A 13763-nucleotide genomic window follows, 5' to 3' on the forward strand; every position below is an offset into this window, starting at 1 on the left:
TTTTGTACGTTCAAACTTGCTCTTCGCCATCGCTGCAATCTCTTGTCTTAGCACCTAGAAACAGACATGGAAAACTGAATTAAACCAGACTGGCAGATCAATCTAGCTCTTACAACTCTTAAGATAGGAAGTCCTGTTTACAACTGAAACACCCTCCCATCATACTCATTCACCCAACTATCCACAACTCTTAGCTATTAAAAACCGTCTGGAGCGGGTAGCGGGAATCGAACCCGCATATTCAGCTTGGAAGGCTGCTGCTCTACCATTGAGCTATACCCGCATACCATAAACTCTCCTTTATATGAATGGTGGAGGGGGTTGGATTCGAACCAACGTAGCATACGCAACGGATTTACAGTCCGCCCCCTTTAACCACTCGGGCACCCCTCCATTCCATCAGCAAAGCTGTGCGATAAGGCATCACAGCAACCAAATTCCGATCAACTATCTCAAATCGGCTGCGGTGTGGTTATGCCGATTACTATCGTCTCTGTCAACAGAATAAATACAATTCCGTACAAATTTCTTGCTCATAATTTTAAACCACAGCTTTTTTCTCTCCACTTTTGTCATTAACGCGCTATAAAGAACATATGAAAGAAAAAATGTCGAAAAATTTTTACCATACTCGCTTACAGCGTCGATCTTACAATAAAAAAGGCTTTTCTTCTCCTCATACAGTACACGTAAAACAGAAAGCTGTTCCCGTGAAGCACGGAACAATCCATCTTTATGGTCTTCATTCCGTTCATGCAGCTTTAAAAAATCCCAAAAGAGTTTTTAAGCGTCTCTATCTTACACCAAATGCCTTAAAACGATTAAATATACCCGAATCAGATTTACCGTGTTCCATCACATTATGCTCTCCCAAACAACTTGATTTGCTCGTTGGAAGTGATGCAGTCCATCAAGGTGTTGTTTTGGAAACTGAACCTCTCAAGCCGTGCCAATTATCCGAACTCACCAATACTGATCTTGTCATTGTAATGGATCAAATTACCGATCCCCATAATGTTGGCGCCATTATGCGCTCTGCAGTCGCATTTAAAGCTGAGGCACTCATTACAACTTGTCGCCACTCTCCTCAAGAAAGCGGCGTTCTTGCTAAAGCCGCATCTGGGGCTTTGGAGATGATTCATTATATCACCGTACGAAACCTCGCAGAAACGCTCCAACAACTCCATAAAGCAGGTTTTACCAGTTTAGGACTCGATTCGGAAGGCGATCATCCTCTTGAAACAACATTAACAGGAGAAAAAATTGCCCTTGTTCTAGGAGCAGAAGGTAAAGGCTTACGCAAAAAAACACGTGAAACCGTTTGTGCCTTGACACGCCTTGATATGCCTGGAAATATTAAATCGTTAAACGTTTCAAACGCTGCAACAATAGCGCTCTATGCCGCTTATAAATATCTTAGAGCCTAATCTTTTCTTTACCGCGTGAAACCTCAAAAAAACCAACCAATAAAAATCCCGAAACAAGCCCGCCAATATGAGCCTCCCATGCAATTGAAATGTCTTCTCTTTCAAACAGAGAGGAGGAGAAACCTATAATCAAATTAATCAACAGCCATACACCAATATAAACAAGAACAGTCTTTGAACAAAGTGCTTTTCTAACCGACCACAAAGGCCCAAAAAATCTCCCATTTTGCCGACTAATATCAAAATGAACAGGAGAAAAACCGTAACGTGCAATAGCTCCCATCATTCCAGAAACTGCACCGGAAGCCCCAACAAGTGACGCTATACTATTTTGATGAAATGCAAAATAAGTTAACGCAGAAATAGCTGCCGTTAAAACCCAAAAAATTAAAAAACGTAAACTGCCAAAATGTCTTACCAAAGGAGACCCAAAAACCAAAAGCCAAGCCATGTTAAGAGCAGTATGTTCAAAACTTCCATGCATCAATGAATAACTCATAATAGTATGAGCAAATGCTAAAGGTGCAGCTTTGAATAACACTGGTGTAAATGAAAAAAACTCAAGGCTTTCAATATAGAGCTCATCAGAAAAAAATATTGAGTAACGCAATAAATAAAAAAACAAAGTGCTATCAAAATAACTATAGTCAAGGGAACATTCAACAGTGGTTCCCTGGGCTGTTTTGGTAGCAAAAGAGCGTTATGAAATTGGCGGTCTACATCTTTCATTGTATAAGATCTCGTACTCTTTACAAAATTAATAGTCTATTTGTACAAAATAAATATATCAATTTTGATAATGAAAAACCAAACCTTTTAATTTACAATTTTCTGTTTTTTTACTCATAAAGCCAAATATTTTTATGTAAAAAGATCTTTATAGCTATACAAAAGATTTTTAGAAAAATGGATCTCAAAAACATCATCCACAAAATTTCTGCACCATGCAAAATCGAAACTCAAACTATTTAAGTTAAATAAAACTCTTCCTTCAAGATAATCTTGATTATTAAACTCTTTAATACACATATCAAAATCAAAAGATAAAACGGTGATTAAAATCAAAACTTATCCTCTCATTTATCTTTTTTCTTGATAAGAATGAAGCCTAATAGTTTAGTAATTTTATAGTCAATATCTCCACCAAAATCATCATACATGCACAGTAGAGACTGCCTAGAGATGAGAGATTACAAAATATCAATAAAGCTTTGATCTAGCCTCTTGTTGCTATAATTTTAAAAGATATTTTTATGAAAGATTTATAAAAAAATGAGCTCAGTATATAGTTTTATATAACAAATCACTGTTTTATATAACAAATCACTGAAGGGGCAAATTTTGAGAATTCTGCTTACAATCTTTTAACCATATGTCATAAATAGGATGCTCTACAGCATTCAAGCCAGGACTATCTGCAAACATCCATCCTGTAAAAATGCGCCGAACCTTTTTATCTAATGTTATCTCATTCACTTCAACAAAACCAGTTGTACGCGTTGGTTCATCCTTAGAATTCGTATAGCATACTCGCGGTATCACCTGCAAAGCACCGTATTGATAAATTTCACCAAGAGAAACTTCAAAACGCGTAGTTCGACCAGTAATTTTATCAAGCCCCGCAAAAACAGCAATCGCATTGCTAACACGCTCTGCCTGCACTCTACCCATTGAAAATAATGCCACTGTAATTCCCATAAAACAAGCGTAAAAAATACACCTTAACCTTGGCAGTAAAAAAAAAATCATAACCTCAAATCAATCAAGTATAAAAAACAATTCAAACTAAAAACAATGAAAATAAGAAAAGAATACACTCACGCATTAAAATACTTCATGTTTTAGGAGACCATGCATCATAGTCTTCATATACAGAGGGACGATTATCCTTATGAACGATCGAGCCCTTTGGTCGATAAGCTGCGCTTGTCCCCGTCATGTTAGCAATATGGGGTCTTTCCCATTCATATGGCTGATAATTCTCCTGCACAGGTGGAATATCACAGCGATGATGAATCCAACCATGCCAACCTGGTGGAATAGTAGAGGCTTCAGAATAATCTTTATAAATAACCCAACGACGTCGATAACCATCTTTATGATAGCCACCCTCATAATAAATATTTCCAAACTGGTCCTCCCCTACAGGTTTGCCTTTCCACCACGTAAAAAAGCGCGTATTGATGGTATTTCCACTCCACCACGTAAAGAATTGCTTTAAAAAACTAGCCATCCTTTATTCCACTTCTTAGCATATCTACAAAATCAATCACTGGAATAAACCTGTTACGACGCTTGAAATTACTTGAGACAAAAATTACCTGTGAACTCAGTGAGGATTTCATTTGACATAAAAACCTTAAATTTATCTCGCTAAGCTCTAAGAGGATATCATATTTACAGATTTTTCTCCACCCCATAATATTAATCTATACCAAGTTTTCGTTTAACCAATTCATTAACAGCTTGAGGATTTGCCTTACCACCTGTTGTTTTCATGACCTGCCCAACAAACCAACCAGCTAAAGCAGGTTTCTGTTTTGCTTGCGCAACTTTATCAGAATTATTGGCTATAATCTCATCAACAGCTCTCTCTATAGCCTTTGTATCTGTCACCTGCTTCATATTGCGCTCTTCTACAATCTGACGCGGCTCCCCACCTTCATGCCAAATAATTTCAAAGAGATCTTTGGCAATTTTCCCAGAAATAGTCCCTTCCTTAATAAGATCAATAATACCCCCCAATTGATCGGGTGATATTGGTGTCTCTTCAATTGCACGATTGTCTTTATTTAAAGCACCCAAAAGATCATTAATAACCCAATTGGCAACAGTTTTTCCATCACGCCCATGTGCTACTTTTTCAAAATAATCAGCAATGGCTTTTTCTGTTACAAGAATGGAGGCATCATAGGCCGTCAACCCCATCTCTTGGATAAAACGCATCTTTATATCATCAGGCAATTCAGGCAATTCAGCTGCCAAAGCATCTACAAATGCTTGATCAAATTCTAAGGGCAAAAGATCAGGATCAGGAAAATAACGATAATCATGCGCTTCTTCCTTTGAGCGCATAGACCTCGTTTCACCTTTTGCAGCATCAAAAAGTCGAGTTTCTTGATCTATGACACCACCATCTTCTAAAATGGCAATTTGACGGCGCGCCTCATACTCAATCGCCTGACCAATAAAGCGGATAGAATTCACATTCTTTATCTCACAACGCGTTCCAAAGCTCTCTCCAGGGCGACGAACTGATACGTTAACATCGGCACGCATAGAACCTTCATCCATATTGCCATCGCAAGTCCCCAAATAACGGACAATCGTGCGCAACTTGGTCATATAAGCCTTAGCTTCATCTGCTGAGCGCATGTCCGGTTTAGAAACAATTTCCATAAGAGCAACACCAGAACGGTTCAGATCCACAAAAGACATTGTTGGATGCTGATCATGCATAGATTTTCCAGCATCCTGCTCAAGGTGTAATCTCTCAATCCCAACTTCAATATCTTCAAACTGACCATTCGAACTCGGACCAACAGATATGACAATCTTCCCCTCTCCTACAATCGGATAACGAAATTGAGAAATTTGATACCCTTGCGGTAAATCTGGATAAAAATAATTCTTCCGATCAAAAACAGATTTCAGATTAATACGCGCCTTTAATCCCAAACCAGTTCGAACGGCTTGACGAACACACTCTTGATTAAGAACAGGTAACATGCCAGGCATAGCTGCATCAATCAGTGACACGTTATTATTTGGCTCCGCACCAAATTTGGTCGATGCACCAGAAAAAAGTTTTGAATTTGATATAATCTGCGCATGAACCTCCATGCCAATGATGACTTCCCAATCACCTGTAACTCCAGAAATAAAACGCTTAGAATCAGGAGTGCGCGTATCAATGATTCCCATTGCCAATCCACTATCAATATTTAAAAAATATATTTGATGGCTAATCTAAAACTGCTCTCAGTGCAAGACTAGAATATAACTCTTATAAAAAAAGCCCGATTTCATCGGGCTTGTTTTGTTCATATAAATATTAACCTTTTTTAGGTGCCTTTTTTTTAGCGGAAACTTTCTCTGCAGCTTTTTCCTTCACTGGGGATTTTTTCTTTTCTGGTTTTTTTTCCGTCAAATCTGTTTCATCATATTCCTTCATCAGCTCTTCAACTGTCACTTCTTTATCTATGACCTTTATTCGTGCTAACAAATGATCAATAACTTTTTCTTCAAAAATCGGGGCACGTAGATTTGCAATAGCTTCAGGAGTATTACGGAAAAAGTCCATAATTTCTTTCTCTTGTCCAGGATACTGACGAACTTGATCAAAAACTGCAGCTTTTAACTCATCTTCACTTACTTTAACGCCAACATTCATGCCAATTTCAGAAAGTACCAATCCAAGACGAACACGACGCTGTGCAAGCACACGATATTCTTCCCGCGCCTGTTCTTCTGTGACACCTTCATCTTCGAAACTGCGCTCAGCTTTCTTTAAATCATCATTAACCTGAGCCCAGATATTGTTAAATTCAATTTCTAAAAGTCCTTCAGGAATCTCAAAATTATAATCAGCATCTAAAGCATCAAGAATTTGACGCTTAATTTTCTGACGTGTCATTGAACCATATTGGCTTTCAATCTGCCCACGAACAACTTCACGCAGACGCTCTAAAGATTCCAAACCAACTTTTTGTGCTGCTTCATCATCAATTTTTAGCTCGTCTGATTTGCAAACAGCTTTAACGGTGATATCAAATTCTGCATCCTTACCAGCCAAATGGATAGCACTGTAATTGTCAGGAAATTTAACAGAAATTGTTTTTTTATCTCCTGCTTTTACACCAACTAATTGCTCCTCAAAACCAGGAATAAATTGCTTTGATCCCAGAATCAATTGCGCATCATTATCTGCTCCACCCTCAAATGGAACGCCCTCAAGCTTACCAAGATAATCTATCGTAACACGATCACCTTCTTCAGAAGGACCATCTTTTAAAGAATAATTACGGGCAGAGGAAAGCACGCGCTTTATTTGATCCTCAACTTCTTGTTCAGGAATAGCCGCAATTTCACGGACAATTTCAATATGATCAAAGTTCTTAATTTCAAACTTTGGCAAAACTTCATATTTTAAATTAAAAATAAAATCGGCTTTGCCATCGAGAATCTTTTCATCTTCATCTATGTCAATTTGCGGTTGCATCGCTGAACGTTCACCACGCTCGGACAGAATAGAACGAGGCACATCACTAACAATCTCATTGAGAATTTCCGCCATGAAAGATTTGCCGTACATCTTTCGTAGATATCCAGCTGGCACCTTACCGGGACGGAAACCATTAAGTTTGACTTTACTCTTGGTATTATCCAACCGTTCATTCAATTTCTGTTCTAAATCTCTCGCCGGAACCACGATCTTAATTTCGCGCTTCAGTCCTTCATTAAGCGTCTCGGTAACCTGCATTCAAAAACCTTTATTCTTCCTAAAGAGAGGGATACCCCACTCTGATAACTACATTCTAAAACTTGAGTGTTAAATCACCATGAAGCGGAATTCCAAACACAGAGACATCCACAGTGCTCAAAGAACCCCTTTGCCTTTGGTGCGGATGGAGGGACTCGAACCCCCACGGTCTCCCGCCAGAACCTAAATCTGGTGCGTCTACCAATTTCGCCACATCCGCTCAAATTTATAAACCACTATCCTTATAGCGGCGTTTCTATACCATTAATTAAAGAAAAAAAGCAAACAAATATATTTAAAAAACCAAATACATATCATTCCTACGAATTACAAAAACAAAAATCTATACTTTTCAGAGAAGACAGCTTCCGCTAAAAGCAAATTATGTTAAAGAAATCTAATACTCCAATTCATATCATCGGTGGCGGTCTTGCTGGATGTGAAGCAAGCTGGCAAATCGCTCAATCAGGAATCCCCGTTATTGTGCATGAAATGCGGCCAAAAAAAAATCCGATGCCCATAAAACCGATCAGCTTGCCGAACTGGTCTGTTCAAACTCATTCCGTTCTGATGATTCCTCAACAAATGCCGTAGGACTTCTCCATACTGAAATGCGATTAGCAAAATCCTTGATTATGAAGGCTGCGGATACCAATAAAGTCCCAGCAGGAAGCGCGCTTGCCGTTGATCGTGAAGGATTTTCAAAAACCGTTACGGCAGCACTTGAAAATCACCCTCTTATAACGATAGAACGTGAGGAAATTCAAGAGATTCCTGATGATTGGCGTCACATTATCATTGCAACCGGTCCTCTTACCTCACCAAAACTCGCTAAAGAAATCCAAAAAGTAACTGGAATAGAAGCGCTCTCTTTTTTTGATGCTATCGCCCCTATTATTTATACCGATACTATTGATATGGATATTTGTTGGTATCAATCGCGCTATGATAAAATTGGTCCTGAGGGAACAGGAAAGGATTATCTTAATTGTCCTCTTAATAAAGAACAATATGAAATATTTATTCAAACATTGAAAAATGCGGAAAAAACAAAATTCCGCGATTTTGAAAAAACACCTTATTTTGATGGATGCTTACCAATCGAAGTTATGGCGGAACGTGGACTTGAAACCCTTAGACATGGTCCCATGAAACCTATGGGATTAACCAATGCCCATAATCCCACAGTAAAACCTTATGCCGTTGTCCAATTACGCCAAGACAATAAGCTTGGAACCCTTTATAATATGGTAGGCTTTCAAACAAAATTGAAATATGGCGAACAAGTCCGCATTTTTAGAATGATTCCTGGTCTTGAAAACGCAGAGTTCGCTCGCCTTGGTGGACTTCACCGCAATACCTATCTCAACTCACCAAGCATTCTTGATCAAACCCTTCGTTTAAAACAACAACCCAGACTGCGTTTTGCTGGGCAAATTACCGGGTGTGAAGGTTATGTAGAATCATCAGCAATCGGGCTTCTCGCGGGGCTTTTCGCCGCTGCGGAATATCACCATAATTTCCCTTGCCTGCCACCATTAACCACAGCACTCGGCGCTCTTTTAAACCATATTACCGGTGGACATATCGTGAATGAAGAAACAGGAAGGAAATCTTTTCAACCGATGAATATCAATTTTGGACTTTTCCCTCCTATTGCTTCTGATTCTTACTCAGGAAAACGCTTGCCAAGTAAAGAAAAAAAAATAGCCAAAAAACAAGCGATAACTACCAGAGCTCTCGATACTTGCATTCAGTGGCTAACCAATGGAGAAACAAACAAACTCTAAATCAATCACCCTAAACCACTTGTTGTCTTTATTTGCAATCAGACAGTTTCTCTCTCACCCTCCAGTCTATGAATGTCATTATTCTCTCAAAAACAACAGAATTGTTATTTTAAGACTCTTCGCACTAATAAAAAATCATATATAATTTATCATTTAATATAGTTTTGGAGGCTTCAATTTTTTTCTTATGACAAAAGAACCATTCTTAAAAACAGTTTTAAAAATAAACTTTAAGCATCAAAAAGAGCTATGATGGAAAATATGCGGCAATAGTAAATGCAATTAAATGGATAGCAAACGCTTACACACTAGCAGATATCTGATCAATGCCATAATTTGAAAAGCTTTGGTGTTTTTTGTGATATAAAGTTAAACTCTCTCCTTAAAAATCCACACCAACTCCTATAATCAAATATTTTATTTGAAAATGCCGAAATAAAAATACATTGCTCCATAGACTATTCTTTTTAAATTTTAAAAACATTTAAAAAAATACTGAATAGTCGAAACAGAGACATGCCAGAAAATTTGGCATGAAAAGCGTATCCATAACTCTTCTAGAAAATCCCGGCTATAAATAAACCGGGTTTTTTCGTGCGGTTTAACTTATTATTTGTTAACAGCTTCTTTAAGACTTTTCCCGGCAGAAAATTTCGGCACAGAACGCGCTGGAATATTAATTTCAGCCCCAGTTGAAGGATTACGCCCCTTTGTCGCAGCACGATGAGAAACTTCAAAAGAACCAAAACCTGGAAGACGAACATCTCCTCCTGAAGCCAAAGCTTCTGTTACAGAAGCGATAAAAGCATCGAGAACAGAGCCAGCCTGCGCTTTTGAAACACCTGCCTTTTCAGCAATGGAGCTAACCAATTCACTTTTATTCATGGAATATTTCCTTTCCCTATATTACCAAATAACACAACTTAGCCGTGTCATTGGTTAGTTTATTGAAAACTATAGCAAACAGAAGCCTTATTTTTATTCAAAACATTGTTTTTTTAGCAATAATCACAGTTATTCACGGAATTTTTTACTTTTTTTTCAAAATAAACAGAAAAATAACCATGAAAATGCCTTCTGCTGCTTTTAAAATGCAGTAAAAAATGGAAAGTGAATCAGTGTGCAATCTGTATTCCCTCATTCTCATTTTCTGTCCTGATAGGCACAGACACCGCAGAAGGTTCTGTCCACCCAATAGGATCAGGGAAACGAACCAGAGCATGTCTAAGAACTTCACTGACATGACTGACTGGAATGATTTCCATATTATTTTTGACATCATCGGGAATATCAATCAAATCTTTTGCATTTTCTTCAGGAATAAGTACTTTCTTTATACCTCCTCGAAGAGCTGCAAGAAGCTTTTCTTTCAACCCACCAATCGGTAAAACACGCCCACGTAAAGTAATTTCACCAGTCATCGCAATATCCTTATGAACAGCGATCCCTGTAAGTATCGAAACAATTGCCGTCACCATTGCAATTCCAGCTGATGGTCCATCTTTTGGTGTAGCACCTTCTGGAACATGAACATGGATATCACGCTTATCAAAAAGTGGAGGTTCAATACCAAAATCAACAGCACGAAAACGCACATAAGATGCTGCTGCTGAAATTGACTCTTTCATGATATCACGCAAATTTCCAGTTACAGTCATTTTGCCTTTACCAGACATCATAACACCCTCAATGGTCAAGAGTTCTCCCCCAACCTCTGTCCAAGCAAGTCCGGTCACAACACCAATTTGATTTTCACCTTCAATCTGGTTATAGCGATAACGTTTCACACCCAAGAAATCATTAATATTATTTTCTGTAACTTTTACAGATTTTTGCTGTGTCTTAAGAATCTTGGTTACTGACTTACGTGCTACCTTCATTAATTCACGCTCAAGGTTGCGAACACCCGCTTCACGTGTATAAAATTGAATCATCGATCTTATAGCACCATCAGAAACACTGAACTCTTTTTTAGTTAAACAATGATCTTTCAATGCTTTGGGTAAAAGATGTTGTTTAACAATCTCCATTTTTTCACATTCAGTATAACCAGCGATACGAATAATTTCCATCCGATCCATTAACGGTCCTGGAATATTCAGGGTATTGGCAGTTGTAATAAACATGACATCGGAAAGATCATATTCGACTTCTAAATAATGATCAATAAAAGTACCATTTTGTTCAGGATCAAGCACTTCCAATAAAGCGGATGAAGGATCACCACGAAAATCTTGTCCCATTTTATCAATTTCATCAAGCAAGAAAAGCGGATTAGACTTTTTCGCTTTTTTCATAGACTGGATAATTTTTCCAGGCATAGAGCCAATATATGTCCGACGATGTCCACGAATTTCTGCTTCATCCCGCACACCTCCCAAGGAGATACGAACATACTCACGCCCTGTTGCCTTTGCAATAGAACGGGCAAGTGACGTTTTCCCTACACCAGGAGGACCCAACAAACAAATAATCGGACCTTTTATTTTTGATGCACGACTTTGTACTGCTAAATATTCGATAATTCGCTCCTTGACTTTTTCAAGACCAAAATGCTCATTATTCATGACTTTTTCAGCAAAGTCTAAATTGTTTTTAATCTTCGACTTTTTGCCCCAAGGCATTGCTAATAACCAATCAAGATAATTACGCACAACTGTTGCCTCTGCAGACATAGGAGACATATTGCGTAATTTTCTCAGTTCTGCTCCAGCCTTTTCGCACGCTTCCTTCGAAAGTTTTGTCTTCGTAATGCGTTCTTCTAGCTCAGAGAGCTCATCTCGGCTATCATCCCCTGCTCCCAACTCCTTCTGAATAGCCTTCATCTGCTCATTGAGATAATATTCCCGCTGGTTTTTTTCCATTTGCCGTTTAACATGTGAACGAATACGCTTCTCAACCTGCAAAACAGAAATCTCTCCTTCCATGAAAGAAAGTACACGTTCAAGACGATCACGTACAGGTAATAGCGCTAATATTTCTTGCTTTTCTGAAAGCTTAATCATCAAATGCGAGGCAATAGTATCAGCAAGCTTAGAAGGATTATCGATCTGACCAATTGCATTAACAACTTCAGGCGAAATCTTTTTATTAAGTTTTACATAATTTTCAAAATAAGCAATCACTGACCTTGAAAGAGCTTCAATCTCAACATCATTTTCTCTAGGCTCCTCCGTAAAAGTTGCAATAGCCTGATGATAATTTTCATTCGTAGTAAATTGGCTAATTCTTGCACGCGCTGTCCCCTCAACCAAAACCTTTACAGTTCCATCAGGCAACTTTAAAAGTTGAAGAATATTAGCAAAGGTACCAATATCGTAAATATCTTCTGATTTTGGATCATCATCAGAAGCATTTTTTTGCGTGACCAATAAGATCTGTTTATCAACCGCCATCGCCTCTTCAAGAGCTCGAATTGATTTTTCTCGACCTACAAAAAGTGGAACAATCATATGTGGGAAGACAACAATATCACGAAGAGGTAAAACAGCGTAAACTGCTCCTGTTACCCCATCTGCCTTTTCATCAAAATATTGCATAATTCTCCTTTCTGGAGCCTATGATCCATCCGCTACACAAGCCCACCCTTTAGAAAATCCTCCAGTTCTCCATAATACATGAAGTGGGAACTGGGAACATATAAATCAAGCACTATGACTATAATATCCAGAAACATCCATCCTTAAATGATGTTTATTCTTACTTTTCATATTGCACAATATTTATGCCGATACATTTTCTTTATCTTCACGTTCTGAATAAATGTAAAGAGGACGTGCTTTCCCATCAACTACGTCACTCGAAATAACTACTTTTTGAACACCTTCAAGAGCCGGAAGTTCAAACATAGTTTCAAGAAGTATCTTCTCCATAATAGAGCGTAAACCACGCGCACCAGTTTTACGCTCTATCGCCTTCTTCGCAATAACCCGCAACGCATCTTCATGAAAGGCTAATTCGACATTTTCCATCTCAAAAAGACGCTGATATTGCTTCACCAACGCATTTTTGGGTTGTGACAAAATTTGAACAAGCGCATTAACATCCAAATCCTCTAACGTCGCTACAATGGGAAGACGACCAATAAATTCCGGTATCAAACCGAACTTTATAAGATCTTCAGGCTCTAAATCACGAAAAATCTCACCAACACAACGCTCATCAGGCGCCTTAACGGTAGCAGAAAAACCGATGGAAGTTTTTTCGCCACGTCCTGAAATGATCCGCTCCAAGCCAGCAAAAGCTCCTCCACAAATAAATAAAATATTTGTTGTATCGACCTGGAGAAATTCTTGCTGTGGATGCTTACGCCCACCCTGAGGAGGAACAGAAGCTATTGTTCCTTCCATAATTTTTAACAACGCTTGCTGAACACCTTCCCCCGAAACATCTCTTGTAATAGAAGGATTATCAGCCTTACGAGAAATCTTATCAACCTCATCGATATATACAATGCCACGTTGTGCACGTTCAACATTATAGTCAGCAGCTTGAAGAAGCTTTAAAATAATATTTTCAACATCTTCACCCACATAGCCTGCTTCCGTTAAGGTGGTTGCATCGGCCATCGTAAAAGGAACATCAATAATACGCGCTAATGTTTGTGCTAAATATGTTTTACCACACCCCGTTGGACCAACAAGAAGGATGTTTGATTTCGCCAACTCAATATCATTGCTTTTAGACTGATGTGCCAACCGTTTATAATGATTATGGACAGCAACAGAAAGAACACGCTTTGCATGCTGTTGACCAATAACGTAATCATCGAGAACTGTTATAATTTCCTGTGGAGTAGGCACACCATCACGTGCTTTAATCCCAGAAGATTTATTTTCTTCACGAATAATATCCATGCAAAGCTCTATACATTCATCACAGATGAATACAGTAGGTCCCGCGATGAGCTTACGCACTTCATGCTGACTTTTGCCGCAGAACGAGCAATAGAGAGTATTTTTTGATTCGTTCCCGCTATTGCCAAGTTTGCTCATTTCTCTTTCCTTTCACCACGATATATGAATACTTCGCCTTTTCAAAGGAAGTTTTTCATAATGAAAAATA

General features: G+C 38.5%; 8 protein-coding genes, 3 tRNA genes and 2 pseudogenes. 2 read left to right on the forward strand and 11 right to left on the reverse strand.

The genetic code is table 11. The features are described 5' to 3' along the window. Positions 1–209: 209 nt before the first annotated feature. Positions 210–283, reverse strand: a tRNA-Gly gene (locus BN200_RS00280). A 26-nt stretch (positions 284–309) separates the two neighbouring features. Further along, positions 310–393: transfer RNA gene (locus tag BN200_RS00285), tRNA-Tyr, on the reverse strand. Positions 394–596: 203 nt separating this feature from the next. Between BN200_RS00285 and BN200_RS00290 the strand changes: the two genes are divergently transcribed. Then, complete coding sequence (locus BN200_RS00290; RefSeq protein WP_019220403.1) at positions 597–1427, forward strand: TrmH family RNA methyltransferase; 831 nt, start codon at positions 597–599, stop codon at positions 1425–1427. Here BN200_RS00290 and BN200_RS00295 read toward each other — a convergent pair. The 6 genes and pseudogenes from BN200_RS00295 to BN200_RS00325 form a co-directional block, all read right to left on the reverse strand. Next, positions 1417–2156 (reverse strand): annotated as a pseudogene (locus BN200_RS00295) (rhomboid family intramembrane serine protease). The gene BN200_RS00290 and the pseudogene BN200_RS00295 overlap by 11 nt on opposite strands. Positions 2157–2750: 594 nt before the next feature. Next, positions 2751–3176 carry a DUF2155 domain-containing protein gene (locus BN200_RS00305; protein ID WP_051007732.1) on the reverse strand — a complete coding sequence of 142 codons (426 nt, stop codon included), beginning with the start codon at positions 3174–3176 and terminating at the stop codon, positions 2751–2753. An 85-nt stretch (positions 3177–3261) separates the two neighbouring features. Then, positions 3262–3660 carry an NADH:ubiquinone oxidoreductase subunit NDUFA12 gene (locus tag BN200_RS00310; protein ID WP_019220406.1) on the reverse strand — a complete coding sequence of 133 codons (399 nt, stop codon included), beginning with the start codon at positions 3658–3660 and terminating at the stop codon, positions 3262–3264. A gap of 191 nt (positions 3661–3851) precedes the next feature. Next, a complete protein-coding gene (gatB, locus tag BN200_RS00315; protein WP_019220407.1) occupies positions 3852–5351 on the reverse strand; it encodes an Asp-tRNA(Asn)/Glu-tRNA(Gln) amidotransferase subunit GatB in 1500 nt (499 codons plus the stop codon). A 130-nt stretch (positions 5352–5481) separates the two neighbouring features. Then, the gene (gene tig, locus BN200_RS00320) at positions 5482–6909 is read right to left on the reverse strand and encodes a trigger factor (protein ID WP_019220408.1); all 1428 of its coding nucleotides are present in this window, start codon (positions 6907–6909) and stop codon (positions 5482–5484) included. 137 nt (positions 6910–7046) lie between these two features. Beyond that, positions 7047–7129, reverse strand: a tRNA-Leu gene (locus BN200_RS00325). A gap of 164 nt (positions 7130–7293) precedes the next feature. Here BN200_RS00325 and trmFO point away from each other — a divergent pair. Continuing rightward, positions 7294–8699, forward strand: a pseudogene (gene trmFO, locus BN200_RS00330) (methylenetetrahydrofolate--tRNA-(uracil(54)-C(5))-methyltransferase (FADH(2)-oxidizing) TrmFO). A gap of 609 nt (positions 8700–9308) precedes the next feature. On the opposite strand, the gene BN200_RS00335 reads toward trmFO, so the two are convergent. From BN200_RS00335 to clpX, 3 genes are all read right to left on the reverse strand, one after another. Further along, positions 9309–9584: an HU family DNA-binding protein gene (locus BN200_RS00335; protein WP_019220409.1), complete on the reverse strand. Its 276-nt coding sequence runs from the start codon at positions 9582–9584 to the stop codon at positions 9309–9311. Between the two features lie 230 nt (positions 9585–9814). Beyond that, positions 9815–12238 (reverse strand): endopeptidase La, encoded by a 2424-nt coding sequence (lon, locus tag BN200_RS00340; RefSeq protein ID WP_019220410.1) that lies wholly within the window; start codon positions 12236–12238, stop codon positions 9815–9817. Between the two features lie 183 nt (positions 12239–12421). Continuing rightward, complete coding sequence (gene clpX, locus BN200_RS00345; RefSeq protein ID WP_034988517.1) at positions 12422–13693, reverse strand: ATP-dependent Clp protease ATP-binding subunit ClpX; 1272 nt, start codon at positions 13691–13693, stop codon at positions 12422–12424. Between the last annotated feature and the right edge of the window lie 70 nt (positions 13694–13763).

Source organism: Bartonella senegalensis OS02, assembly GCF_000312545.1.
Taxonomy (GTDB): domain Bacteria; phylum Pseudomonadota; class Alphaproteobacteria; order Rhizobiales; family Rhizobiaceae; genus Bartonella; species Bartonella senegalensis.

Excerpts from the sequence above, each read along its gene's own strand:
- lon (WP_019220410.1), bottom strand. The coding sequence starts at position 12,238 with ATGCAATATTTTGATGAAAAGGCAGATGGGGTAACAGGAGCAGTTTAC.
- BN200_RS00310 (WP_019220406.1), bottom strand. The coding sequence starts at position 3,660 with ATGGCTAGTTTTTTAAAGCAATTCTTTACGTGGTGGAGTGGAAATACC.
- BN200_RS00335 (WP_019220409.1), bottom strand. The coding sequence starts at position 9,584 with ATGAATAAAAGTGAATTGGTTAGCTCCATTGCTGAAAAGGCAGGTGTT.
- BN200_RS00305 (WP_051007732.1), bottom strand. The coding sequence starts at position 3,176 with ATGATTTTTTTTTTACTGCCAAGGTTAAGGTGTATTTTTTACGCTTGT.
- gatB (WP_019220407.1), bottom strand. The coding sequence starts at position 5,351 with ATGGGAATCATTGATACGCGCACTCCTGATTCTAAGCGTTTTATTTCT.
- tig (WP_019220408.1), bottom strand. The coding sequence starts at position 6,909 with ATGCAGGTTACCGAGACGCTTAATGAAGGACTGAAGCGCGAAATTAAG.
- clpX (WP_034988517.1), bottom strand. The coding sequence starts at position 13,693 with ATGAGCAAACTTGGCAATAGCGGGAACGAATCAAAAAATACTCTCTAT.
- BN200_RS00290 (WP_019220403.1), top strand. The coding sequence starts at position 597 with ATGAAAGAAAAAATGTCGAAAAATTTTTACCATACTCGCTTACAGCGT.